Source organism: Dokdonia sinensis, assembly GCF_003688895.1.
Lineage (GTDB): Bacteria > Bacteroidota > Bacteroidia > Flavobacteriales > Flavobacteriaceae > Dokdonia > Dokdonia sinensis.
Window position 1 is genome coordinate 1 of sequence record NZ_REFV01000013.1, and the last position, 25,109, is coordinate 25,109.

The 25,109-nt window shown below is 39.4% G+C and carries 29 protein-coding genes; 12 read left to right on the forward strand and 17 right to left on the reverse strand.

The features are described 5' to 3' along the window. A partial coding sequence (locus EAX61_RS16655; RefSeq protein WP_147448373.1) for a transposase occupies positions 1-244 on the reverse strand: 244 nt, incomplete at its 3' end. Positions 245-405: 161 nt separating this feature from the next. Between EAX61_RS16655 and EAX61_RS12465 the strand changes: the two genes are divergently transcribed. From EAX61_RS12465 to EAX61_RS12480, 4 genes are all read left to right on the forward strand, one after another. Next, a complete protein-coding gene (locus tag EAX61_RS12465) occupies positions 406-1,047 on the forward strand; it encodes a protein-L-isoaspartate(D-aspartate) O-methyltransferase (RefSeq protein ID WP_121918033.1) in 642 nt (213 codons plus the stop codon). Positions 1,048-1,071: 24 nt separating this feature from the next. After that, positions 1,072-1,689: a recombination mediator RecR gene (recR, locus tag EAX61_RS12470; RefSeq protein WP_121918034.1), complete on the forward strand. Its 618-nt coding sequence runs from the start codon at positions 1,072-1,074 to the stop codon at positions 1,687-1,689. A gap of 23 nt (positions 1,690-1,712) precedes the next feature. Continuing rightward, entirely contained in the window at positions 1,713-2,852 is a 1,140-nt protein-coding gene (locus EAX61_RS12475) for a glycosyltransferase family 2 protein (RefSeq protein WP_121918035.1), read from the forward strand. Between the two features lie 80 nt (positions 2,853-2,932). Next, positions 2,933-4,249 (forward strand): dihydrolipoamide acetyltransferase family protein, encoded by a 1,317-nt coding sequence (locus tag EAX61_RS12480; protein ID WP_121918036.1) that lies wholly within the window; start codon positions 2,933-2,935, stop codon positions 4,247-4,249. A 58-nt stretch (positions 4,250-4,307) separates the two neighbouring features. On the opposite strand, the gene EAX61_RS12485 is transcribed toward EAX61_RS12480, so the two are convergent. The 3 genes from EAX61_RS12485 to EAX61_RS12495 form a co-directional block, all read right to left on the reverse strand. After that, positions 4,308-4,742, reverse strand: coding sequence for a BLUF domain-containing protein (locus EAX61_RS12485; RefSeq protein ID WP_121918037.1), 435 nt, complete (start codon positions 4,740-4,742; stop codon positions 4,308-4,310). A 61-nt stretch (positions 4,743-4,803) separates the two neighbouring features. After that, positions 4,804-5,454, reverse strand: a complete 651-nt coding sequence (locus EAX61_RS12490; protein WP_121918038.1) for a thioredoxin domain-containing protein — start codon at positions 5,452-5,454, stop codon at positions 4,804-4,806. Next, positions 5,447-5,908, reverse strand: coding sequence for a hypothetical protein (locus tag EAX61_RS12495; RefSeq protein ID WP_121918039.1), 462 nt, complete (start codon positions 5,906-5,908; stop codon positions 5,447-5,449). Before EAX61_RS12495 ends, EAX61_RS12490 begins: the two co-directional genes overlap by 8 nt. A gap of 116 nt (positions 5,909-6,024) precedes the next feature. On the opposite strand from EAX61_RS12495, the gene EAX61_RS12500 reads away from it, so the two are divergent. The 7 genes from EAX61_RS12500 to EAX61_RS12530 all read left to right on the forward strand — a co-directional run bounded on the left by EAX61_RS12500 (position 6,025) and on the right by EAX61_RS12530 (position 9,790). Continuing rightward, on the forward strand, positions 6,025-6,798 hold the full coding sequence (locus EAX61_RS12500; RefSeq protein ID WP_121918040.1) for a 3'-5' exonuclease: 774 nt from the start codon (positions 6,025-6,027) through the stop codon (positions 6,796-6,798). 3 nt (positions 6,799-6,801) lie between these two features. Further along, the gene (locus EAX61_RS12505) at positions 6,802-7,413 is read left to right on the forward strand and encodes a fumarylacetoacetate hydrolase family protein (RefSeq protein ID WP_121918041.1); all 612 of its coding nucleotides are present in this window, start codon (positions 6,802-6,804) and stop codon (positions 7,411-7,413) included. Position 7,414: 1 nt separating this feature from the next. Next, positions 7,415-7,759, forward strand: coding sequence for an Hpt domain-containing protein (locus EAX61_RS12510; protein ID WP_121918042.1), 345 nt, complete (start codon positions 7,415-7,417; stop codon positions 7,757-7,759). Further along, complete coding sequence (locus tag EAX61_RS12515; protein WP_121918043.1) at positions 7,760-9,019, forward strand: competence/damage-inducible protein A; 1,260 nt, start codon at positions 7,760-7,762, stop codon at positions 9,017-9,019. A 172-nt stretch (positions 9,020-9,191) separates the two neighbouring features. Beyond that, positions 9,192-9,431 (forward strand): 50S ribosomal protein L28, encoded by a 240-nt coding sequence (gene rpmB / locus EAX61_RS12520; protein ID WP_121918044.1) that lies wholly within the window; start codon positions 9,192-9,194, stop codon positions 9,429-9,431. Between the two features lie 20 nt (positions 9,432-9,451). Continuing rightward, positions 9,452-9,634: a 50S ribosomal protein L33 gene (rpmG, locus tag EAX61_RS12525; RefSeq protein ID WP_121918045.1), complete on the forward strand. Its 183-nt coding sequence runs from the start codon at positions 9,452-9,454 to the stop codon at positions 9,632-9,634. Positions 9,635-9,637: 3 nt separating this feature from the next. Beyond that, positions 9,638-9,790 carry a DUF4295 domain-containing protein gene (locus EAX61_RS12530; protein WP_121918046.1) on the forward strand — a complete coding sequence of 51 codons (153 nt, stop codon included), beginning with the start codon at positions 9,638-9,640 and terminating at the stop codon, positions 9,788-9,790. A 119-nt stretch (positions 9,791-9,909) separates the two neighbouring features. On the opposite strand, the gene EAX61_RS12535 is transcribed toward EAX61_RS12530, so the two are convergent. The 10 genes from EAX61_RS12535 to EAX61_RS12580 all read right to left on the reverse strand — a co-directional run bounded on the left by EAX61_RS12535 (position 9,910) and on the right by EAX61_RS12580 (position 20,485). Further along, positions 9,910-10,401 (reverse strand): DUF192 domain-containing protein, encoded by a 492-nt coding sequence (locus EAX61_RS12535; protein ID WP_121918047.1) that lies wholly within the window; start codon positions 10,399-10,401, stop codon positions 9,910-9,912. Continuing rightward, positions 10,391-11,326, reverse strand: coding sequence for a prolipoprotein diacylglyceryl transferase (gene lgt, locus EAX61_RS12540; protein ID WP_121918048.1), 936 nt, complete (start codon positions 11,324-11,326; stop codon positions 10,391-10,393). Before lgt ends, EAX61_RS12535 begins: the two co-directional genes overlap by 11 nt. 65 nt (positions 11,327-11,391) lie before the next feature. Continuing rightward, a complete protein-coding gene (gene yidD, locus EAX61_RS12545; protein WP_121918049.1) occupies positions 11,392-11,640 on the reverse strand; it encodes a membrane protein insertion efficiency factor YidD in 249 nt (82 codons plus the stop codon). A 1-nt stretch (position 11,641) separates the two neighbouring features. Then, a complete protein-coding gene (cysS, locus tag EAX61_RS12550; RefSeq protein ID WP_121918050.1) occupies positions 11,642-13,126 on the reverse strand; it encodes a cysteine--tRNA ligase in 1,485 nt (494 codons plus the stop codon). A gap of 109 nt (positions 13,127-13,235) precedes the next feature. Further along, on the reverse strand, positions 13,236-13,919 hold the full coding sequence (gene folE / locus EAX61_RS12555) for a GTP cyclohydrolase I FolE (protein WP_121918051.1): 684 nt from the start codon (positions 13,917-13,919) through the stop codon (positions 13,236-13,238). 99 nt (positions 13,920-14,018) lie between these two features. Continuing rightward, positions 14,019-15,218: a lipoprotein N-acyltransferase Lnb domain-containing protein gene (locus EAX61_RS12560; RefSeq protein ID WP_121918052.1), complete on the reverse strand. Its 1,200-nt coding sequence runs from the start codon at positions 15,216-15,218 to the stop codon at positions 14,019-14,021. 90 nt (positions 15,219-15,308) lie between these two features. Then, positions 15,309-17,132 carry an ABC transporter ATP-binding protein gene (locus EAX61_RS12565; protein WP_121918053.1) on the reverse strand — a complete coding sequence of 608 codons (1,824 nt, stop codon included), beginning with the start codon at positions 17,130-17,132 and terminating at the stop codon, positions 15,309-15,311. A 59-nt stretch (positions 17,133-17,191) separates the two neighbouring features. Beyond that, on the reverse strand, positions 17,192-18,919 hold the full coding sequence (locus EAX61_RS12570; protein WP_121918054.1) for a phospho-sugar mutase: 1,728 nt from the start codon (positions 18,917-18,919) through the stop codon (positions 17,192-17,194). A 71-nt stretch (positions 18,920-18,990) separates the two neighbouring features. After that, the gene (locus EAX61_RS12575; RefSeq protein ID WP_121918055.1) at positions 18,991-19,938 is read right to left on the reverse strand and encodes a glycosyltransferase family 2 protein; all 948 of its coding nucleotides are present in this window, start codon (positions 19,936-19,938) and stop codon (positions 18,991-18,993) included. A 7-nt stretch (positions 19,939-19,945) separates the two neighbouring features. Further along, on the reverse strand, positions 19,946-20,485 hold the full coding sequence (locus EAX61_RS12580; RefSeq protein WP_121918056.1) for a DUF4199 domain-containing protein: 540 nt from the start codon (positions 20,483-20,485) through the stop codon (positions 19,946-19,948). A gap of 188 nt (positions 20,486-20,673) precedes the next feature. On the opposite strand from EAX61_RS12580, the gene EAX61_RS12585 reads away from it, so the two are divergent. After that, a complete protein-coding gene (locus tag EAX61_RS12585) occupies positions 20,674-20,925 on the forward strand; it encodes a type B 50S ribosomal protein L31 (RefSeq protein ID WP_121918057.1) in 252 nt (83 codons plus the stop codon). 103 nt (positions 20,926-21,028) lie between these two features. On the opposite strand, the gene EAX61_RS12590 is transcribed toward EAX61_RS12585, so the two are convergent. The 3 genes from EAX61_RS12590 to EAX61_RS12600 all read right to left on the reverse strand — a co-directional run bounded on the left by EAX61_RS12590 (position 21,029) and on the right by EAX61_RS12600 (position 25,032). Then, complete coding sequence (locus EAX61_RS12590) at positions 21,029-23,524, reverse strand: TonB-dependent receptor plug domain-containing protein (RefSeq protein WP_121918058.1); 2,496 nt, start codon at positions 23,522-23,524, stop codon at positions 21,029-21,031. 20 nt (positions 23,525-23,544) lie between these two features. Next, positions 23,545-24,438: a FecR family protein gene (locus EAX61_RS12595; RefSeq protein WP_121918059.1), complete on the reverse strand. Its 894-nt coding sequence runs from the start codon at positions 24,436-24,438 to the stop codon at positions 23,545-23,547. 78 nt (positions 24,439-24,516) lie between these two features. Then, positions 24,517-25,032, reverse strand: a complete 516-nt coding sequence (locus tag EAX61_RS12600; RefSeq protein WP_201739456.1) for an RNA polymerase sigma factor — start codon at positions 25,030-25,032, stop codon at positions 24,517-24,519. Between the last annotated feature and the right edge of the window lie 77 nt (positions 25,033-25,109).

The following is a 25,109-nucleotide window of genomic DNA, read 5'->3' on the forward strand; positions in this document are numbered from 1 at the left end:
TCTTACGGGAAGAGTAGAGATTACGCAGATAGGCATAGACCAAAATCTTCAAAAGGTCACGTGGATGGTAGCTGGAAGTACCGCCACCTTTGTAGGTTCTCTCGATGGAGCTGATATCGATTTGATCAATAATAATGTTCACTATACGTACCGGATGGTTCTCCGGAACAAAATCATCATAACTTGGTGGGAGAAGACTCAACTGGGACTGGTTGTTGGTCTTCCAGACAGGACTGACTTTCATACCATGAAGATACGAAATACTGAAAAGTATTCAAAAAAAAGAGACTGCCTTTTAAGACAGCCTCTTTTTATTATTTATTCTTTAAGCTCTAATTTTAATGATGAATATAATCTTGATGATTATTATTAATTTCTTATCACTTTTCTAGTATTTTAGACCCAATGAAAGATACTACCCGCCATCAAGGAAAACGAAGACAACTCGCCAAAATCGTCGAAGAAAAAGGTGTAACAGATACCAAAGTACTCGCTGCGATTGCAAAAATACCAAGGCACTTTTTTATGGATAGTAGCTTTGAGGATCACGCATACCAAGACAAAGCATTCCCCATTGCTGCAGACCAAACCATCTCACAACCTTACACAGTAGGGTTTCAGAGTGAGTTGTTGCAAGTTAAACCTGGGGATTCTGTTCTGGAAATAGGAACTGGAAGTGGATATCAAACGGCCGTTTTGTGTGAACTAGGTGCAAAAGTCTATTCCATCGAGCGCCAGCAAAAACTGTATAAAAAAACGAAACTGTTCTTAAATAAAATCGGATATCGACCTAAGTACCTCAGTTTTGGCGATGGATATAAAGGACTGCCAGAATATGCACCTTTTGATAGTATTGTGGTAACCGCAGGAGCACCGTATGTGCCTAAACCATTGCTGTCACAACTTAAAATAGGAGGGAGGCTCGTAATCCCAGTGGGCGATGATCCGCAGATTATGACCCTCTTTATACGCACTACAGAGCTCCAGTTTGAGAAAAAAGAGTTTGGAGAGTTTCGGTTTGTACCGTTGCTGGAGGATAAAAACTAGTATACCAATCCCTATCTTTGTGCAATGGAATTCTCCTCAAAACTACTTGAAAATGCCGTCTATGAAATGTCCCAGCTCCCTGGAGTAGGAAAGCGCACGGCATTGCGACTTGTATTACATTTACTAAGACAGCCAGAATCACAAACACACCATCTTACAGAGGCGCTCAACACGATGCGCGACACTATAAAATTTTGCAAGAAATGTCATAATATTTCAGATGTAGATTTATGTGAGATTTGTGCAAACCCTAACCGTGATGAAAGTATCGTCTGTGTGGTGGAGGATGTACGGGATGTAATGGCAATTGAAAATACGAGCCAGTTTAGAGGATTGTACCACGTACTGGGAGGAAAAATAAGTCCGCTGGATGGTATTGGACCTCAGGATCTAAATATTTACAGCTTAATAGAAAAGGTTAAGCAAGGCGTTGTTAAGGAAGTGATTTTTGCCCTTAGCTCTACGATGGAAGGTGATACTACAAACTTCTATATCTATAGACAGCTTGAAGAAACGGAAGTTGTCACGTCAACAATCGCCCGCGGTATCGCCGTGGGGGACGAACTGGAATATGCAGATGAGGTCACGCTGGGAAGAAGTATTTTGCACAGGATTCCCTTTGAGAATTCGCTAAAGAATTAGAATACACACTTCAAAATTTTCACTTGAAACAACTCTCCATCATCATCGTAAACTATAATGTAAGGCACTTTCTTGAGCTTTGCCTGAGTAGTGTTTACGAGGCTTTGCACAATCTGGATGCCGAGGTGATTGTGGTGGATAATAATTCGCCAGATGATAGTTGTGCGATGGTGAAAGAGCGTTTTCCAGAAGTAATTCTCATTGAAAACAAAGACAATACAGGTTTTGCCACGGCAAACAATCAGGGCGTGGCCATTGCAAAGGGGGAATACCTTTGCATTCTCAATCCAGATACCATAGTTGCAGAAGATACTTTTGATAGATTATATGCATTTGTCACAAATACTGATGGCAGTTCGAGAAAATCAAAAAAAGAAATAGGTGCTATCGGCACGAGGCTTGTGGATGGTACCGGGAAGTTTCTGCCCGAGTGCAAGCGCAACTTACCTACGCCACGTGTGGCGTTCAACAAGATTTTTGGTAACGGAAATGATTACTATGCCCGCCACGTAAAGTATACGGAAAACGGCGCGGTCCCAATTCTCGTGGGTGCTTTTATGTTTTTGAAAACTGAAATTTATAGAGAAGTCGGTGGCTTTGACGAGCAATATTTTATGTACGGAGAAGATATTGATCTGTCGCATACGATTGAGCTCGCTGGATATAAGAACTATTACCTTGGTGAACTTCCTGTCATTCATTTTAAGGGAGAAAGCACGGCAAAGGACAGTAAATACAGGAAACGCTTTTATGGCGCAATGCGTATTTTTTTTAAGAAGCATTTGCGCACGAATATGTTCCAAGACCTTGTCGTGAGTATGGGATTGTTTGTGGCTACGCTTTCGCGAAAGCGGACTGAGCAACCTCCCCAAATCGCACCCTCAGCATATTTTATAGTGACTCAGAATAAAAATTTGCAAAAAGCGCTTTCTGAAACCCTAAGCACGAGCGTTGTCATAGTCGAGGATTTAGATAGTGTGCCCGCGGGAGCCGAAGTAATTTTTGATGCCAATACAATGTCTTACAAGGCGGTCATTGAAAGGCTTATGGAGTATCAAGACAGATCACTTACATTTAAAATCATTCCAAAAAATAGTACTTTTGCTCTAGGCAGTAATAGCAGTGACGGACGTGGGTCTATGATTCAATTTATGGCTCTTTAAATAAGTTATTGTCGCTTATGGATTGTTTTTATTGTTATTTTTGCAATCCAAATTAAAAAACACACTCTTAAATTACGAATATGGCAAAGTTTGAACTTAAGCTACCTAAAATGGGTGAAAGTGTTGCAGAGGCAACATTAACCTCTTGGCTCAAAGAAGTGGGTGACACCATTGAGGCAGATGAAGCAGTACTTGAGATTGCTACAGATAAGGTAGATAGTGAAGTGCCTAGCGAAGTAGATGGCGTTCTTGTAGAGAAATTATTTGAAGTAGACGATGTTGTTCAAGTAGGACAAACGATTGCTATAATAGAAATAGAAGGTGAAGATACTGGGGATGTAGCTGCTCCAGAAGTAGAAGTAAAAGAAGAAGCTCCGGCTCAAGCTGCCGCAGTTGCTCAAACGGTAACCGCAGCAAAAGATGCTGTGAGTACTCCAGTAGTGAGTAGCGAAGACCGTTTTTATTCTCCACTGGTTAAGAACATGGCTCGCGCCGAAGGTATTTCTCAAAGCGAACTAGACAGCATCGCTGGAACTGGTAAAGACGGCAGAGTTACTAAAAATGATATGCTCGCGTATCTTGAAAATAGAGGAAACGCAAAAGCAGCTCCAGCCGAAACGAAAACAACGCCACAACCACAATCACAGACGGCAGTCTCAAAACCTGCGACCCCAGTAAGTGTAAACGGTGAAGATGAAATTATAGAGATGACCCGTATGGGGAAATTAATCTCTCATCATATGGTAGCCTCTGTGCAAACGAGTGCACACGTACAATCGTTTATCGAGGCAGATGTTACGAAGATTTGGAATTGGCGTAAAAAAGTAAAAGATAGTTTTGCAAAGCGTGAAGGAGAGAACTTAACCTTTACTCCCATATTTATGGAGGCTGTTGCAAAAGCGCTACGCGACTTCCCGATGATGAATATCTCATTAGATGGAGACCGTATCATAAAACGTAAAAACGTAAATCTAGGAATGGCAGCTGCCCTGCCTGATGGAAACTTAATCGTTCCAGTTATTAAAAATGCAGACCAGCTCAACCTTGTTGGGATGACTAAGGCCGTAAATGATCTTGCAAACCGTGCTCGCAACGGAAAGTTAAAACCCGACGACACACAAGGTGGAACGTACACGGTAACAAATGTGGGGACTTTTGGTTCAATAATGGGAACGCCTATTATTAACCAACCACAAGTGGGGATTCTCGCGCTGGGAGCTATACGTAAAGTACCAGCAGTAATTGAAACTCCAGATGGTGACTTTATTGGTATAAGAATGAAAATGTTCTTATCACACTCTTATGATCATAGGGTTGTAAACGGAGCACTAGGAGGACAGTTTGTAAAAGCTGTTGCAGATTATCTTGAGGCTTGGGATACTAACCGAGAGATTTAGATTTTTTTGATTTAAAGAAGAAACCCGTATCATCAATTGTTACGGGTTTTTATTATAATTAAATATCGTAATTTCTAAGACTGCCCAGAAAAGATTCTAGTAAATCTATTCCAGGATGCTCAAAATTTGATAGAGGAGATTTAAAATAGTGCTGTTTGTCTAAGGTTTTGTACCCAGTAATATCAGTATATTGATTAGTCGTTAGCTCTTCATAGGCCATACTCCAGTCCCCGTAATACCTATTATCTATTTTTCCAGAAGCCAGCTTAACCACTTGATTGTGTCTGCTGTCCTTTTCTATTTTTTTATAAAGTGTATCAACTGCATCTGCGGGTCCCTCTACATACTGCGTAAATACTCCTTCAAAAAATATGAGAAGTCCGGTGATACCAACAGCCTCGTTATTTTTACGACTATGCTTTAATAATCGTTTGATGCCATCATCACTAAGATTATGAGCCTGATGACTTACATATGATACGTACTTGTACAAGAAACTTTTTTTATAAAAATATTAAAAATTAACAATTTTAAAAAATAAAAAACCAAATCAGTTACTTGAGACCAGACCAGTCATATTTTTTTATGAAATCCGGCATATCGTTTATACTCCAGTGTTTTCGATTTTGATACATAATTACGGGCATTCCAACCATGCCGCTTTTGTAACCTCCTTTTTTAAGATGGTCAAACATAAATTCACGTACCTTGTAATGCGTGTGAATGTCCAACTTGCGGTACTTATAATGATTTTCATTAAGGAAGTTCACCAGCAATTCGCACAGAGGACAATCTTCTTCTACAAAAATGGTAAGTTCTTTTGAATCGAGGGGTCTTATGTTAACATACTCCTCTTCACCCTCACCTTTGCGACGGCTTACGGTTTGTAGTGCTTCTTCTTGAAAGGTAAAAATCTTGGTGTAGGTAGGTTCGACTCCTTTTATTGGAATAAGCGTTATCATAAGCACTTTACTGCGTGGTGGCACCTTCTTTATAGTTGGTCTATCTGCACTACGACGGAACCCTTCGCCTTGTACAAGTAGGAAAGCTTCTTGCATCTCGTCTGTATTGTTTTGAGCATAGAGATTCCAGCGTTTGGGCTGTTTTTCTTCTATGAGTTCTACGGCTGGTGGGGTTTGCGCTTTCGCGAAAGCGGATACAAACAGCAATAATATCGTTATTATGATGGGTAATCTTTTAATCATCTGCTCTAAATAGTTTTAAACTTTCTACCACCGAATTTTCTGATTCAAAAAAGTGAATGTAGCGTTTCTGTTTCACTTTGCGTTTACTGCGTGGCGAGGGCATAAAAAGGCGGGCTTTTGCGCCGTCAAAGTTTATCTGATATTTTTCGTTTATATCATTATCCACGTCTAAAAAAGTAACTGTTCTCCCGGAAACCTTCCAAGTCCCACCTCCGTAAAAGTTCTCTTCGTCCTGATGGGGTAGTTTCCTAAAATTATGATATTCAAAAGTCCCGTCTAATTGCAGGGTCAGTTTCCACCAATGCTCTGACCCATCTTTAAATTTGGCTTCTTCAAGCGAATATTTATCCACGTAGATGCCTGCGACATCTTCTATTGTGGCATTGGTTTGTGCGGTAACCGCTTTCGCGAAAGCGAACCCAAAAACGATAAAAAGGAGTAGTTGTTTTTTCATATCACAATAGCAATCAAAGCGTGTACCAAGATAAGGAATCTAAAAATTTTATTTGATCGCTCTGAGTTTGTGCATTGTGAGTGTTAACGCTATTTTTGTAGCTCTAACAATATCATATGCAACTCAATATCACACGGCCTATTTGCTTTTTTGACCTGGAAACCACGGGGATAAATGTTGCCAAGGACCGTATTGTCGAAATATCAATACTTAAAGTTTTTCCCGATGGTCGCGAAGAGGAGTTTACAGAACGTATCAACCCCACCGTCCCCATTCCCGCCGAAACTACCGCAGTACACGGGATAAGTGATGCAGATGTGGCAGACAAGCCTACCTTTGCAGAACGTGCAAAGGATATACACGATATCATTAAGGATTCTGACCTTGCGGGATTTAATTCAAATCGTTTTGACATTCCCTTACTCGTCGAAGAATTGTTGCGGGCAGATATTGATTTTGAAATGAAAAACCGCAACGCTATCGATGTGCAGAATATCTTTCACAAGATGGAACAGCGCACGCTGGTCGCTGCCTATAAATTTTACTGTGATAAGGATCTTACAAATGCGCACAGCGCTGCGGCAGACACTAAAGCGACCTACGAAGTATTGAAATCGCAACTCGATCGGTATGAAGATTTACCTCAGGACATGAAATCCCTGGCTGAGTTTAGCTCTCATAAGAAAAAAGCAGATTTTGCCGGATTTATAGGTTATAATAAGGAAGGAGAAGAGATTTTTACCTTTGGTAAACATAAAGGAAAAAAGGTTGAGGAGGTGCTGGATAATGAGCCTGGATATTTTGGCTGGATTCAAAATGCAGATTTCCCACTGTACACAAAGAAAGTGCTCACTGCAATTAAATTGCGTAAGTTGAATACAAAACTATAAGCAATGAAACTCATTTGTATAGGTCGCAATTATGCAAAGCATATAGAAGAACTAGAGAACGAACGCCCTACAGATCCTGTCGTTTTCTTAAAACCTGACTCTTCTATCCTTTTAAAACAGCACCCATTCGTAATACCGCCATTTTCAAACGATGTCCATTATGAGGTTGAGATTTTGGTAAAAATTAAAAAGTTGGGTAAGTATATTGATAAGAAATTTGCGCCCACATACTATGACGAAATAGGACTGGGGATAGATTTTACAGCGAGGGATTTACAGAGCAAACTAAAAGAAAAAGGACTACCTTGGGAAAAGGCAAAGGGGTTTGATGGTGCGGCAGTAATAGGTGACTGGTTACCCAAGGCAGATTTTGATAGTGTGGACGACATTTCTTTTAAACTAGAGAAAAATGGAGAGATAGCACAACGCGGAAATACTCGTGAGATGTTATGGAAAATAGATGAATTGATAAGTTATGTATCCCAGTTTTTTACCCTTAAAATAGGAGATATTATATTTACAGGTACACCGGCTGGAGTAGGCCCTGTGGCGATAAACGACAAATTAGTAGGGAAAATAGGAGATAAGCAACTATTTTCTATTAATGTGAAGTAATATGGAAGAAAGACATTATGACCTCGTAAAGGTAAGAGAAATTGCCGGTGGAGATGATAGTTTTGTTGAAGTTATTGTGACGACTTTTCTTGAGGAAATACCACCAGATATGGCTTCTATGCAGGAAGCCATTGAGAATGACAATCACAAGATGGCCTATCAGTTTGCACATAAAATGAAGCCTAATCTCGATATGTTCGGTATAGACCTCTTAAAGCAAATTGCCGCTATGGAAAAATGGTCGGATTCTAATAAGACCAAGGATTTTATCCAACCGCAACTGGACGATATCGTTAGTACGCTTACTCTCGTAATAGCCGAGCTTAAGCAGGATTTTCCTCAATAAATGAAAGCGGAAATTATTACCATAGGTGATGAAATTCTCATTGGGCAGATTGTAGATACAAATTCGGCTTATATCTCTAAGGAGCTTAATAAAATAGGAATTTCTGTATATCAAATTACTTCGATACAAGATGATAGGGAGCATATTCTTGAAGCATTTGCCTTTGCAAAAGCTCATGCAGAACTAGTAATCGTAACTGGCGGATTAGGGCCTACTAAAGACGATATTACTAAACATACTTTCTGTGAATTTTTAAACGACGAGCTGGTTCTCGACCAAAATGTTTTAGACCACGTTACACATCTCTTTAAAACATATATTAAGAAACCAATGCTTGCAGCAAATAAAACACAAGCCTATGTGCCATCTACTGCTGAAGTCTTATTAAATCAATATGGAACCGCACCAGGAATGTGGATGGAAAGTGACGGAACTATTTTTATCTCGATGCCTGGCGTTCCTTATGAAATGAGAGGGTTAATGGAAAATGAAGTTATTCCTAGACTGAGAGATCGTTTTAAATTACCTTTTATTTTACACAAAACATTCCTTACTTACGGAATGGGAGAAAGTGCTATAGCCGAAATCATAGAAGATTTTGAAAACGAGTTGCCTTCAACTATTAAGTTGGCTTATCTACCGTCATTGGGTAGAGTGCGCCTACGGCTCTCTACCTATGGTGATGATCAGGAAATAGTAAATAAGATGATACGTGAGCAGTCTGATAAGCTATTACCTCTTATTGGAGATATATTCGTAGGTTATGAGGAGGAAGGAGAATTTGAAGAACTCATTGCAAACTTACTTATAGCGCAAGGAAAAACACTCGCGATAGCTGAAAGCTGTACTGGTGGACAAATGGTAGAGCGTTTTACATCGAAATCTGGAGCATCTCGATATCTTAAAGGAAGTCTCGTTACCTACGCTACTCAATCTAAAATTGATATTTTAAAAGTTGATGCCTCAGTTATAGAGGAGCATTCTGTAGTTAGTGCCGCTGTAGCGGAGCAGATGGCAACAAATGCACGTAAACTGTATCAATCTGACATTGCGATTTCAACTACTGGTAATGCGGGTCCTACAAAAGGAGATTCAGATGTTCCTATAGGAACAGTTTTTATAGGGATTGCCACAGAAGATGGTGTAAGATCTTATGAATTTATGATGGGTAATCATCGGGAACGGGTCATGGGCAAAACTGTAAATAAGGCGATGGAGTTGCTCAAGGGTACTTTAGAAGATCATCAATTAAAAAAATAAACGTTTGGGCTTTGGCAAATGTTGCTGTCATAGGTTGTTTTCAGTGAGTTTTTTGAAAAATTTCCAAAAGCAAAAAAAAACAGTGTAAAAAACTCTAAATAAGTTTTGTTGTGACCTTTAAAATTGCGTAAATTTGCAGCCTGTTTGAAATAACTATTTAAAGTTTATAGAAATGTCTAGAGTTTGTGAGCTTACTGGTAAGAGAGCGATGGTTGGAAACAATGTTTCCCATGCTATGAATAAGACGAAGCGTAAATTTAACGTGAATCTCGTTAAAAAACGTTTCTATCTTCCAGAAGAGGATAAGTGGATTACTTTGAAAGTATCTACATCTGCATTAAAGAATATCAACAAGAAAGGAATCGAAGCGGTGATTAAAGAAGCGCGCGCTAAGGGTTTCTTAACTAAATAATCCCAAAAAGATACACCGAGATGGCAAAGAAAGGGAACAGAGTACAAGTAATCTTAGAGTGCACAGAGCACAAAGCAACTGGTTTACCAGGAACTTCAAGATACATTACTACAAAGAATAAGAAGAACACACCGGACCGTATGGAATTAAAGAAATTTAATTCTGTGCTTAAGAAAATGACGGTTCATAAAGAAATTAAGTAAGTTATGGCAAAGAAATCAGTAGCATCGTTACAGACAGGATCTAAGCGTCTTACAAAGGCGATTAAAATGGTAAAGTCTCCTAAGAGTGGAGCTTATACTTTTGTGGAGTCAGTAATGTCTCCAGAACAAGTAAACGACTTCTTAGCTAAGAAATAATTTACGCTTATAAAATTTATAAAACCCGCTCCTTTTTAGGAAGCGGGTTTTTTATTAGTGTTTCATCAACTAGATTATGACGTGGAGCAATAGCTTTTAAAGTATTCGGATAAAAAAAATCAATCTCTATCCCAAACCACGTAATCTCCCACTTCAAGTACCCATTCCTCAGCAAGTCCTCCATTGAGTTCTAATACGTACTGAGCAGGAACCTGTGATGGTAAAGTCGTTTCTTTAAGAGGCTTTGCCTGTTCTACAAAACTGACAATTCTACCCTTATCATCTATGTAAATGATATCTAGCGATATCAACGTATTTTTCATATAAAAGCCACGCTGTGCCATATCGGGAAATATAAAAAGCATCCCCTGATGTGTTTCCATTGAGGCGCGATGCATAAGCCCCGTCTCACGCTCGTAGTCATTATCGGCAATTTCGATATCTATTGTTCTTATTTTGGTGCTATCAGATTTATAAAGAGATAACTCTCCTTCTTTTTTAAATTTAATAGCAGTAGGAATAATTTTCCTTTCCTTTTGCTCTGACTTACAAGAGCCAAAGGTCAACAGAAGCGACGTGGCGACAATAAAATTTCTGAATTTAAATAGCATCTTCTTTCTTTTTTGCTGTAAATACAAAGTAAAGCCCAATTAGAATAAAAGGAATACTTAATAGTTGACCAGTATTCAATCCCCAATCTCCACGTTCCATAACCTGCGGTACTTTGAAATTTTCTACAATAAACCTTACGGTCATAAGTAATAATAAGAAAAGCCCAAACAGGAACCCAGGCTTCTTACGAGCGTCTGTTTTCCAGTATAGAGTAAAGAGTATAAGAAAGACAAAGATATAACCGAAGGATTCCATTAATTGTCCCGGATAACGATAAGGAATAGCACTTATAACTTCTGCAAATTGAGGATCGTCCGTTAGAGCTTGATAAGCTTTCCCAGGATCTTTGATACCAGTAAGATTTACAGCTTGTCTTTCGGAAATTTCATCTTGCACAAACTTTATCCCTATTGGATTGTCAGTTTTATGTCCTACCATTTCAGAATTCAGAAAATTCCCAATACGTACAAATACAGCACCAGAAGCGCAGGTAATTACTACGCGATCAAGAATCCATAGCCACGTTTTTTTAAGTATTTTCTTATTGTATAAATACAATGCGATAGGAACGGCTATTGCCGCTCCGTGGCTTGCTAGCCCTCTGAAACCAGTAAATTCAAATTCTGGAACTGTTCGTATGGGAAGAAAAACCGCTAGGGGATCTTGCCATAATAAATCAATTTGATAAAATAAAACGTGACCAAGCCTCGCTCCTAACAAAATAGAAACCACGGCATATATAAAGAGGCTATCCAGCTTCTCTGGAGCAACTCCTTCACGTTTAAAAATATGTTTCATAATTAGGAAGCCTATAGAAAAAGCAACCACAAACATCAAGCTGTAAAAGTGGATTGTAAGAAACCCTAGGTCAATTCCAGAAACAGGATTCCAAGTAAATTTTAAGGGCAGAAGTACTGAATGCATAAGTCCTTTTTAATATTCTGGATAAAGATAGCAAAGTCACATTGCCTACAAAAGGAATGCTATTTTTAAAAGTTTTCACTTTTGGGAGGCACAGGATCATAACCTTGTCTACCCCAAGGATGACAGGAGAATATTCTTTTTATGGCAAGTTTGCCACCTTTTAATAATCCGTGTGTTTCTAGTGCTTCTTTAGTGTAGTGGGAACAGGTGGGAGTAAAGCGGCAGCTGGATGGCGTCCACGAGGAAATAAACTTCTGGTAGAACCAAATCAATCCTATAAAAGGTGCAATAGCTATATTTTTTACCTTAGACATTTTAGATTACCGTAAATGTCGTTCCCTCACGCCCATCTTTCAGTTGTATGCCCAATTCTAGAAGTTCATCACGTATTTTGTCACTTGTAGCAAAGTCTTTGTTTTCACGGGCTTCTTTGCGTAATTTAATAAGCAACTCTACGGTGCCAGAAAGTTTTGAGTTGTCCGCTTTCGCGAAAGCGTCGCCATCCTCAAGACCCAGTACATCAAATACAAAAATATTTAAGGTCTCTTGCAGTGTCTTTAAGTCTGCTGCCGAAATGTTTTCTTTTCCGTCCTTAATCAGGTGAATATACTTTACAGCTTCAAAAAGTTGCGCAATGAGCATTGGGCTATTAAAGTCATCATTCATAGTTTCGTAGCAAGAAGCTTTCCACGCAGCCACATCAAAACTAGAGGTGGTTCCTGTAGGTAAACCTTTTGCAACTTTTAGAGCTTCCATAAGTCTATAAAAGCCTTTCTCGCTCGCAACTAAAGCTGCATCGCTAAAATCCAGAATGCTGCGATAGTTTGCCTGGAGGATAAAAAATCGAGCGGCACTCGCTGCAAATCCTTTGCTCAGGTGCTTGCTATCTCCAGAGAAAATCTCGCTAGGATTAATGGAGTTTCCAGTACTCTTAGACATTTTCTGTCCATTAAGGGTAAGCATATTAGTGTGCATCCAGTAATTTACTGGGCTTTTGCCTAGAGCAGCTTCATTCTGGGCGATTTCACACTCGTGATGGGGAAACTTTAAGTCCATACCGCCGCCGTGTATATCAAACTGTTCTCCCAGATATTTTGTGCTCATTGCAGTACATTCTAAATGCCATCCCGGAAAACCATCTCCCCAAGGGCTGGGCCAGCGCATAATATGCTGAGGTTCGGCTTTTTTCCAGAGTGCAAAGTCTTGAGGATTTTCTTTTTCGTCCTGAGCATTAAGAGCTCTAGTGTTTGCAATCATATCTTCTAGCTTTCGGCCAGAGAGTTTTCCGTACTCGTGATCTTTATTAAATTTTACAACGTCAAAATAGACAGAGCCATTTTTTTCGTAAGCATATCCCTTATCTATAATTTGCTTGATAATTTCTATTTGCTCGATGATGTGCCCCGTGGCAGTAGGCTCTATGCTAGGCGGTAGGAAGTTAAACTTGTTCAAAATATTATGAAAGTCTACCGTGTATTCTTGAACCACCTCCATAGGTTCAATTTTTTCTAGTCGTGCTTTCTTAGCAATCTTGTCTTCCCCTTGATCTCCATCATCTGTGAGGTGTCCAGCATCTGTAATATTACGTACGTAGCGCACTTTGTAGCCTAGATGCTTGAGATATCTGAAAATCATATCAAAGCTCATAAACGTACGAACATTTCCTAAATGCACATTACTGTATACCGTAGGTCCACAAACATACATCCCAATATGTCCTTCGAGAATAGGAATAAATTTTTCCTTTTTTCCAGTTAGGGAATTATAAATTTTTAGTTCTTGATTTTGGTATAAAGCCATCAGATAATGTATTTCTTAAACGAAGATATTCATAACCTCCGTAAAACTCAAAAACGGCGACACTTTGGTCACCGCTGTATTAATTGTGTTACGCTTTCGCGAAAGCGTACTAAAACTCGGTGTCTAGTTTTATGTAGTCTAGGAACTCGCGACGGGTTTCGGTATTTTTAAATTTCCCGCCAAACTCGCTTGTTACCGTACTGCTCTCGATATCGCGTATACCACGACTATTTACACAGAGGTGTTTTGCATCTATTACGCAGGCGACATCATCTGTCCCTAATACTTTTTGAAGTTCTTGCACGACTTGCATCGTCAGACGTTCTTGTACTTGCGGGCGTTTTGCATAGTAATCTACAATGCGGTTCATCTTACTTAAGCCCACAACGGTGCCGTTAGAGATATATGCGACGTGCGCGCGGCCTACGATGGGTAGTAAGTGATGCTCACAAGTAGAGTATACTGTAATGTTCTTCTCTACAAGCATTTCTCCATACTTATAGTTATTCTCAAAAGTGGAGGCGCTCGGTTTTTTGGCAGGGTTTAAACCTCCAAATATTTCATTTACAAACATTTTTGCAACACGATTAGGAGTTCCTTTAAGACTGTCGTCAGTAAGGTCCATTCCTAAAGTCTCGAGAATACTGGCAACGTCCTTCTTAATGCTGGCTATTTTCTCACTATCACTCAGTTTAAAGGCATCGTCACGCAAAGGCGTCGTTGCACTAGAGCCTATGTGGTCATCGCCCATCATTTCTATTTCTTCTATTTGTCTCTCTAAGTCTGTTTTCATCTATACAAGCCTTTATAAATATGGCTAACTGTTCTTTAAAATATCTTAGTCGCAAGCTATTTTAAGGCTTGCAAAGATACGAATTTATTGAGGCTATTTTTAATCTTGATCGGTTACAGAATCTCTTATTATTTTTAATCTATGCAAAATAAAGACATATCGTATGCCTATCGCAACCAGTAGAGGTAAAAGCGCATAAGCATATTGCTGTACACCCACTATCCAATGAAAACCTAGGAGCACAATCATGATTAAAGCGAGCTTCATATAAGGGTATATCCATCTGGGAGGATCTTTTTTTGCAACGACAAAGGCTGCCAAAATATGAAAAGGAAAGGCCCACAATAAGTTATAATTCCACTTAGTGGCCGTGTGGTCTGTGGCAAACCACAGTAGAAGCACAAAAATCCCTATAATTCCTGTTGTGAATAGTACGATGCTGTCCAGATATGAAATGACCTCTTTACGTTTGTAATCCTGAGTCGTTTTGTAAAAAAGGAGAATAGCCAGCAGCCCTAGAATCATTAGTGGACTCAAAAAGAAATTGGGGCTTCTGTCTATCGGTTCTGTTGGTGTAAACAAATCGTTTGTTTCTGCAACAAGAGGTTTTGTGGTTGTGGAGTTTTCTAATTTTGCTTTGGCAAAAGCGTTCTTAACATATTCTGGCAAAAATAGATATTCTGGAGGCGCTGCCTTTCTGTCGATTACAGAGCCTAAAGCAATATCTATTCCTAGGCTTCCCCAGGAGTTCCAATGTACAAACTGATGAATTAAATCCCGATGTGTGAGTCCTTCGGATTGATGGTCATAGGTGAGCGCTAAATCATTTTCGGTGATTTTATAAACCGCATCTACAGGACGTGTAGCGCAGTTGTCATAAAAGAAATCGTAGAGGTAATATCTATTTTCTGGCTTGTAATTGTTTTCTAAGAAATCAAATGTGCGTTGCACTTGCTCTGGATAAAAATCAAATACTTGCTCTGTAATCTGTCTATTTTGATATTTATAATTTTCAAAAAAATCTTGAAAAGCATTACGTCCTATTTTATAACGGAGTTTTCCTTGCGCAAATTTTGTGTAAAAATTTGGGGTGTCAAAATCATAGACTCCATAGTTGTATACCACATCAATACCACGGGCTCTGTCTTTTATACGGAATGCGGTATGGCCAAAAGAGTCATTAAGCTGCGCACCCGGACCCATTGTAAGCAAGCTTACGCTAGCATCTTCAGATAGTTTTATTTGACAGAAAAGTGTCCCAGAAATAAGAATTGTAAGCAGAAAAAGAATTTTCTTCATAGCGGTTTTTTCAGTCTTAAGGGGTTTAAAGATATTAATGATTAATGCTTTTGAATTAGGGTTTCTTTATTTGTTAATTATCTACGATAGTTATTCAAAAGATTGCATCGCCACAAGTTTGTGGTAAGCTCCTTTTATCTCAAGTAATTCTTGATGTTTGCCTTGTTCTACGATTTCACCCTTCTGCATTACGATAATGTTATCTGCATTCTGAATAGTAGACAGTCTGTGAGCAATTACGATAGAGGTTCTATTCTTCATCATATTCTCTAGGGCTTGCTGTACTAAACGCTCACTTTCTGTATCGAGCGCAGAGGTTGCTTCATCCAGAATCATAATGGGTGGATTTTTGAGTACCGCTCTGGCAATAGAGAGGCGTTGTTTTTGACCGCCGCTTAACTTGTTGCCGCTATCTCCTATATTTGTGTCTAATCCTTGGGGTAGGTCTTTTACAAACTCCCAAGCATTTGCCACTTTTAAGGCTTCAATTATTTCTGTTTCTGTGGCATCTTCTTTGCCTACAATGATGTTTTCTCGAATGCTATCATTAAAAAGAATGGCATCTTGTGTGACTAGACCCATCAGATTGCGCAAGGAACTTTTAGTAATCTTCTTAATGTCTACGCCGTCTACGCTTATGCTTCCTTCGTTTACATCGTAAAAGCGGGTAACAAGATTTGCAATAGTACTTTTTCCCGAGCCAGATTGCCCTACAAGTGCAATTGTTTTTCCTTTAGGTACTTGTATGGAGAAATTTTTGAGAACCGTGTCTTGCTCATATTTAAAAGATACATTTTTTACAACGACACCATTTGTAAACGCTCCAACGTCTATAGCATCTGGGGCATCTTTAATTGTAGACTCCATTTCCATAATCTCCAGAATTCTAGCAGCGGCGGCATCTCCTTTTTTTAAGCTGTAAGAAGCTTTACTTATTTGTTTTGCAGGTGTTAGAATTTGATAGGAAAGACCTAAAAAGGCAATAAACGTAGCAGCTCCCATAGATTCTTCTACAAGTACCATCTGACCTCCAAACCACAGTATGACTACTATTACAAAAATTCCCAAAAACTCACTCGTAGGTGAAGCCAGATTTTGTCTGTTTACCAGATTGTTTAAAATACTGCGCAAACGTCCAGTAGAATCTTCGAACTTGGTTTTCATGCGCTTCTCTGCATTGAATCCTTTAATGATTTTAAGATTAGATAGTGTTTCTTCTACGATAGAAAGGAAGTTTCCATTTTCTTCCTGTGCAGCTGTAGAGCGGCGCTTTAGTGATTTACCTATACGAGAGATTACAAATCCAGAAATAGGTAAGAACACAAAAACAAATATAGTCAGCTTAGGACTGAGCAGTATCATCGCAATGATAGTAAAAATGATGGTAAGCGGTTCTCTAATGATAAGTTCTAAAACCGATAGAAATGAGTTTTGAACTTCATTAACATCTGCGGTAATTCTGGATATGGTGTCTCCCTTCTTCTTTTCAGAAAAATAGGAAATAGGCAATTCTAGGAGTTTGTTGTAAATATTGTCACGTACATCTTTCATAACACCATTGCGTAAAAATGTCAAAAAGAAATTTGCGAGGTAACCGAAAAGGTTTTTAAGAAAAAATAAAATAACAACAATGATACAGATATATATAAGCGCGCCGATCTCATCTGAAGCTACACGCTCACTCACATTATAGTAAAATGTGTTTACGGCATAGTCCTTTACGTTGCTCCATCCTTCCCAAACTGGTACTTCTGAAACACGTTTAGTTTTATCAAATAAAATTTCTATAACCGGAATAAGTGCAAGAAAAGACAACGTGCTAAAAAGCGCATAGAAGATGTTACAAATAATACTTAGCACCCCAAAACGCTGATATGGGAGCGCAAAGCGCATAATTTTTTTAAAGTAATTCATAAAGAATTTTTATGACTGTTTTGACAGCAATGATAGCTTTCGCGAAAGCGAAAACCTCCTTAAACCCCTAGCGCAGTTTTAATGCCAGCAATGCGTTCATCCAGCCTTTCGGAAATTGTGTCATAGTCCTCAATGGCATCCAGATGCGCGTGAACACTGATGTAGAATTTTACCTTAGGTTCCGTACCGCTAGGTCTTGCAGCAATTTTACTGCCGTCTGCCGTATAGAAAATAAGCACATTAGATTTAGGAATATGGATGTCATACGTACTGCCATCTACAAGGACGCGACCCTTTGAGCTTTGATAATCTTCCATAAAAGTCACGTCACTTCCATTGATTTCCTTCATCGGGTCCTTTCTCAAATCGGCAAGCATTTGTTTGATTTCTTCGGCACCGGATTGTCCTTTTTTCACAAGCGAAATAAGAGACTCTTTATAAAAACCGTGTTTAACATAGAGTTCTTTAAGTTTTTCAAATAACGTCTGTCCTTTTGATTTTACATCTGCCGCGAGTGTGCAGGCGAGTAGGGTAGCGGTGACCGCATCTTTATCCCGCACAAAATCGCCCACCATATACCCAAAACTTTCCTCACCACCACCTATAAAATGTTGTTGCGGGTGATCTTTAATCATTTTTGCAATCCACTTAAAACCTGTGAGTGCGGTCTTACATTCAACATCATAAGACGCGGCAAGTTCGTCCATCATAGGTGTAGAAACAATGGTCGAACCTACAAATGGGGAAGCGTGTTGGTTTTCGCTTTCGCGAAAATGTGCCAGCAAGTAATCCGTCATTAGTATCATCGTCTGGTTTCCATTAAGAATGGCCAGTTTCCCATCATCACCGCGCACGGCAACTCCAAGTCTGTCACAATCTGGATCTGTTCCTATGACGATATCGGCATTGTGCTTTTCGCCCAGTTCGAGCGCCATTTTTAAAGCAGCCGGCTCTTCTGGATTAGGAGATTTTACCGTAGGGAAATCACCGTTAGGTTCGGCTTGTTCTTCGACAATGCGCAGGTTGCTGAAGCCTGCAGCTTTTAAGGTATCAGGAACAAGTGTAATCGAAGTTCCGTGAAGTGAAGTAAAAACAATCGACAACTCCTTTTTTGCTTCTGCCGAAACTCCCATTGCTACATTCTCAACACTTGCCTTTATAAATGCTTCGTCTACATCTTTGTCAATAAGGGTGATGAGGTCTGCGCTTTCGCGAAAGCGGATATCTGAGAAGTTAAGTGATTCTATTTCTGCTACTATGGCTTCATCTTGAGGTGGCACGAGCTGTCCTCCGTCTTCCCAATATACTTTGTAACCGTTATATTCTGGTGGGTTATGGCTGGCCGTGAGTACAATCCCGCACTGGCAGTTCAGGTGTCGCACGGCAAAGCTAAGCTCTGGGGTAGGGCGCAGGTCTGAAAAGAGATATACGTGAATCCCATTTGCCGAAAATACATCTGCAACCACCTTAGCCAGTTCTTTACTGTTGTGTCTGCAATCGTAAGCTATGGCTACCTTTACTTCCTGGTCTGGGAACTGTCCTTTTAAATAATTTGAAAGTCCTTGTGTGTTCTTTCCAAGGGTGTATTTATTAATACGATTTGTCCCAGGGCCCATAATACCGCGCATTCCACCTGTTCCAAATTCTAAGTTTTTGTAAAAACTATCTGCAAGTTCTTCTGGATTGTTTGCAATTAGTTCTTTAATTGCTGTAGTTGTTTGCTCGTCAAATGTGTCTGTGAGCCAACTGTTTGCAGCGTCTAGAATTTCGGGTTTGTGGTAGACCATAGTTTTAGAGTATTTGTATAGTAAAAATACAGATTTGGAGTCGTTTCTGTATACAGCTGGGCAAAGAAAGCTTAGGATTGTGTTTTTTCGGCAATGCGATAGCGTTCCTTATCTCTTTGAGAGCGCAATACTAGTTCGCCTAGAAATCCAGCAATAAATAATTGGACACCCATAATCATACTCACGAGCGCAATATAAAACTGGGGACGCTGGGTAATAAGCCTACCCGATGGGTCAAGAAATAGCTTGTCTATCCCTAAATAGATAGCAAGGCCAAAACCTATGACAAACATCAATACACCAAATGCGCCAAAAAGATGCATAGGTCGTTTCCCAAAACGGGATAAAAACCAAATCGTAAGTAGGTCTAGAAAACCATTAATAAAACGTTCCATACCAAATTTTGTCTTTCCGTATTTACGTGCTTGATGCTGTACGACTTTCTCGCCTATATTGGAGTAGCCCGCATTTTTTGCCAGCACTGGGATGTATCTGTGCATTTCTCCATACACATCTACATTCTTGATGACTTCCTTTTTGTAAGCTTTGAGCCCACAATTAAAATCGTGCAGTTTTAAGCCACTGGTTTTTCTGGCGGCGGCGTTAAAGAGTTTACTGGGGATATTCTTTGCAATGACGGAGTCATATCGCTTTTTCTTCCATCCAGAAACAAGATCATAGCCTTCCTCAGTTATCATTGTATAAAGCTCAGGGATTTCCTCAGGATTATCCTGCAAGTCTGCATCCATTGTAATCACAACATCACCCATTGCGGCCGCAAACCCAGCGTGTAGCGCTTGTGACTTTCCGTAGTTGCGATTAAAACGTATTCCTTTTGTGGTATTATGCTTACGCGAAAGCGTACGTATCACATCCCAAGATTTATCCGTACTGCCATCGTCTATAAACAGGATTTCATACGAAAAACCATCGGCCTCCAGGGTTGCTGAAATCCAATGGTGTAATTCTGTGAGAGATTCCTCCTCATTAAGAAGTGGAATGACAACGGATAGTTGCATAAAGTATTTACTGATTTACTTGAGCGTAAGGATCTTCTTTTTTCATTATAAGCCCCACAACAAGTGAAATTATAAACCCAAAAAATAATGAAGCTAGCAGCCCAACAGTTGCTGTGAAAAATGGATTAGAAAACCCAGACATCATCTCCATTGTCGAGTCCAACTGTTCATCTGTCATATTAGGTTGGGCTTCAATCATCGCGTCACGTTGAACTTGTAACATATTCTCAGCATAATTAGGATCTAGAACATTGGTCATTATTAATTGCCAGAGAATTGAAATAACCCCAGCGATAAGTGATATTCCTAAACCTATTTTTAAAGCTTGACCGAGTGATAGTACATTGCTATTCCCTTCTTTAAATGCCTTGATGCCTAAAGTTATGACAACAATATTAATTGCAAACCCTAATACTCCTAATGACCAATGCGGTGTGTAGTGATTATTAGTGACAAAGAGAATTACTCCTAATACCACAGAGACTACTCCGAGGACGAGTCCATAATTAATCATGATTCCCTTGGAAGAAATTGTATTTTGTATCATAATCTGTATTTTTTGTTACATCAAATTAGTACCCAAAGATACCATATTGTTACAAACAGAACTTTAAATCTTGCGTGTGCGCAAAAAATCTTTAATTTTAAAAATTATTTTACAATAGAGTAGTTGCACAATCTAAAATTATATGTAAATTTGCACCTCGAAAATTGCGACATTAAAAGCTTATTAAGATGAAACAAGGTATCCACCCTGAAAATTATAGAGTAGTAGCATTTAAGGACATGTCTAACGACGAAGTGTTCTTAACAAAGAGTGCTGCAGACACAAAAGAAACCCTTGAAGTTGATGGGACTGAGTATCCATTAATCAAATTGGAAATTTCTAGAACTTCACACCCGTTCTACACAGGTAAAGCGAAGTTAGTAGATACAGCTGGTCGTATAGACAAGTTTAAAAACAAATACGCTAAGTTCAAGAAGTAATCTAGCGTTACTTGATATAGTAAGAAAGCCTTCCGATCGGGAGGCTTTTTTTTGTTTGAAATTTTAAAGGTTAAGTTTTAGGAGCCTCAAAAAGTCTGAAGGTCTAATTATATCTAATCTTTAAAGAAATATTGGGCGTAAATTTTAACGCTCGTTCTCTTATGGTTGTGGGCTGACCGTCGGATAAAAGGAAATAGCTGTTTACAATATTTTCATTATTTAAAATGTTCCAAACAGATGCGCCAGCCTCTCCTCTTAGTCTTCCACCTAGATTAAATGTATAGGTTCCAGAAACGTCAAAACGGATATAACCAGAAAGGTTGCTATTATTAGGACTATTAAAGTTGAGCCCATTGTTTGCTACTTCATTACCTGTTACGAGTGTGGTAATAGGTTTACCCGAGTGCCAATTTACTCCTGTTGATAACCTTAACTTCTCACCAGTATAGGCTAATGCCGTTTTCAGGCTGTGTTGCACATCTACATTGTTTGGAAAATGAGAAGTGATGTTATTCGGAAGGTTATTAAATGTGTAATCATTGTTTGCCAGAGTATATCCTGTTCTAAAACTTAGTTTCTCCCAGCGTTTGTGTACGAGAAATTCGATACCATTTGTTTTATAACTGCCCACACCACGCACAAACTGCAATTGATTCTGAAACCCCTGTCCCTGCACTGTAATACCATCGACCTCTTTGTAGTAGCCCTCTGCCGTTACGAGCCAACTGTTCTTTTTATACGCTAGTCCTATTGAGCCTTGAGCGCTTTTTAAAAGGGGAGCAGTAGTGCCATTTGCAAGAATCCACCGTCTGCTTTCTATACCTAGAAAGTCGCTTTGAAAATTTACAGTTTGCGATGTTGCTTGACTCTTTAGTTCACCAGAGACCGAAAGTGTGAATCCTCGCGCTAAGCGTTGTGAGAAGAAAAGCCTTGGTTCGATACGTAAAACATCCAGCTTGTCATAATATTGACCACGCAGTCCTCCCGTCCATTGCGTTTTACCGTTTTTAGAGCTATAATCCAGCGTCCCGAAAACACCGTGAGAACGTATAACCTCTTTTATAGAAGATCTAAAAACGGGATTATTTACATCTTGTATGTTTGTCACTCCAGTCTCATTAAAATGGTACCCGAGATTATACCTTTTTCTGGACGTAGCGATAAAATCAGCTTCCAGTCGTAGTCCATTCTCCAGTACATCATTGGTTTGTAAGAGTCTCTGGTTGTTTACGAGGTCAAAATTTGTCCCTTCCAGCGTATAGTTAGACCCATAAATTTGGATCATAGACGTCCATTTTGGATTCCAGATATGGCTGTATTTTATACTTCCCGCTAAATTATTCTGTGAGGCGCTATTTTGCTGTCGTTCATTTATGTTGTTTATGAGTGCGCTTTCGCGAAAGCTAATAGCATTATCCACCACAAGTCCATTGAGCTGTATGATATCCCTAGCCGAAGGTTTGTAAAGTAGTCTCAAACTCGTATCGTAAAAAGAAAAAAGTTCATCATCTGTAGTGGTCATACTATTGGAACCGCTACGAATGACCTCCGTATCTTGAAATACACGGTCAAAATATTGTCTATAAGTAGGAGTCTCTAAAACATCGCTAAGTGACTGCCTCGCCGAAATTTGTAGCGAAGCCTGAGATCCTAGAGGTACATCTACAAATCCTCCTGCGTTTATAAGATTTACTTCTAGTGACGCTCTTAAGGAGTCATTTACTTGTTCTGAACTCTGCATTTCGATTGTTCCAGAAACACCATCGCTATATCGAGCAGGCGTCCCGTTCTTGTAAATGCGCACCTTATCCGTAAGATTAGGATTTACGGCAGAGATTAAGCCAAAAAAATGACCGCTCTGATACAGGCGTATGCCATCCCAAGCGATGAGATTTTGATCCTGTGTCCCGCCACGTATGTTGAGGTCGCTCACACGCTCATTTACACTTTGAATACCGGGTAGGGCTTGTGAGGTTAACAACACATCAGATTCGATAACCCCAGGAAGTATTTCCATTTTAGGGAAATTTATCTCTATGCCACCGTCTCTTTTTATGTCTATACCACGGGCGATATAGTTTGTTATCACAACTTCATCTAGAGGTAAAATCGTTTTGTCCAATCTTATAGTGATACAGGGCGAGGATTTGAGACTTCCTATGGCTAGCGATTTTGACTCATAACCGTTTGCGCTCAGCTGTATCTCGTCAGAATTACTTGCGTAGGGAATTCTGAAAAAACCATCTTCGTCAGAACGTAGGGTCTTGTTTGAAGAAGTTATTAGAACATCTTTTAGCGGATTTTGAGAAGGGTCTAAAATAATACCACATACCGTTCTTTCCTTTAGGATCGGGCTTATCGCGACCTGTCGTTTGCCGGTAAAGGTGTAGGTGAGGGGAGTGTTCTGTTTGAGGTAGGTTACGCTTTCGCGAAAGCGTAATAACGCATCAGGTGCCTCAATAAAAATATCTTTTACCGAAGTATCTGCATAAGAAAATCGAGCATTGTATTGTTGCTCGATTTGTTTTAGAACTTGCTCTAAAGGTTGTTTTTTGACATCTTGACCATAACTCGTCCCAAGGGAGAATATCCAGAACAAGCCGAGGTAGAGGAGCTGTTTTATTCCTGCTCTAGTTTTACAACCTTTCCTGTTACCGAAAACTTGAGTCCCATCGGGATGGTTATATTTTCCAGCGCTTGGAAAAGATCGGTATGTGTGAAACTTCCGGTGAATAATTCGTTTGTTTGAACGGTTGATGCTTTGATTGTAATATCGAACTGACGCTCCATTTCGGCGATGACTGCACTATATGGCGCACTATCAAAAGTACTGATTTTTTCTGTCCAACTGGGAGCAGTTTTTTGCAGCTCTAGTTCTCGCTTAATGGTTTTGCCATTGTAATCAAATATACCATAGCCTGCGCCGATATTCCCTGTAAAATTATCTGTCTCTACACGTACTAACCCTTCAAAGGTGGACACGCTAAACATTTTATCACGTTCTTGGACATTAAACTGAGTACCAAGAACACTCACGGTACCTTTGTCTGTCTGTACTGTAAATTTTGAACCTTTTGCAACCTTAAAATATGCTTCTCCGTCTAGCATTACAGTACGATTTTCATCCCAGGTATTTTCATTAAAGGCGAGGGATGACATTGCATTAAGAATTACCGTTGAGTTGTCTGGTAGTGTAATCGTTTCTTGTTGTGCAATGGCCGTTGTAATTTCCTTACTAGAACTAGCCTGTGTAAAAAAATAGGCGCCCGCAACTAGAAAAGCCAAAACAGCGACCATACTTAGCCAGCGTTTTGAAGAATTCTTTTTAAGATTTTTTCTGGACTCAATACTATTAAAACAAGCATTTGCATCAAAGTCAGGAGCCCTGAAAGCCTGCGCATAGTCGGATAAACGCATGTAATCCCCATATTCGGGCAATTGTTTAAATTGCTCAAGCTCTTGCGGGGACAAGGTGTTGTCCATCCATTTTGATACGAGTATCTCTTTGATCATTTTTTATTCCTAACTGCTCCTAGAACAATTTACTCTCAAAAGTTCCTACCTCTAGAGGGTAAAATTTCTTAAACACTATCACAATTCTTTAATATCGACTCTCAACTTGTCAATTGCTAGATACAATCGTTTTTCTACCGCTTTGCGTGAGATGCCAAGCAGTTCTGCAATTTCCTTGTGCCTTTTACCTTCTATTCTGTTCATTAGGAAAACCTCGCGTTGTCCTTCGGTAAGCTTGGATAATGCCTTTTGATATTTAATGAGGTATTCTTTTTCCTCTAAAAGAAATTCAGGATTATGATGGTCTCTATCTTGTGTTGGTATTTTCTGAAAGTTCAGTTTTACCTTCTCGTGTTTGACCGCATTGAGCATCATATTATTTCCTATCGTAAAAAGGTAACTCTTTGCCTTAGGTGGAGCAACTTTTGCACAATTTTCCCAAAGCTTGATAAAGGCCTCCTGTACTTTATCACTAGGATTAAAATTACTGCCAAACTTATAGTAAAGAAAATTATGCAAATCCTGTGCATAGCGATTGTAGATTGCCTTGTACTGACTCTCCTCACAAACGTTATCTGCAATACTTTTAGGCATAGAAATACTCAATTTGAGCCAAATGTAAAAAAAATAACTCCTGTAGGGTAGGAATAGTAACTCTTGAATTGTTTTAC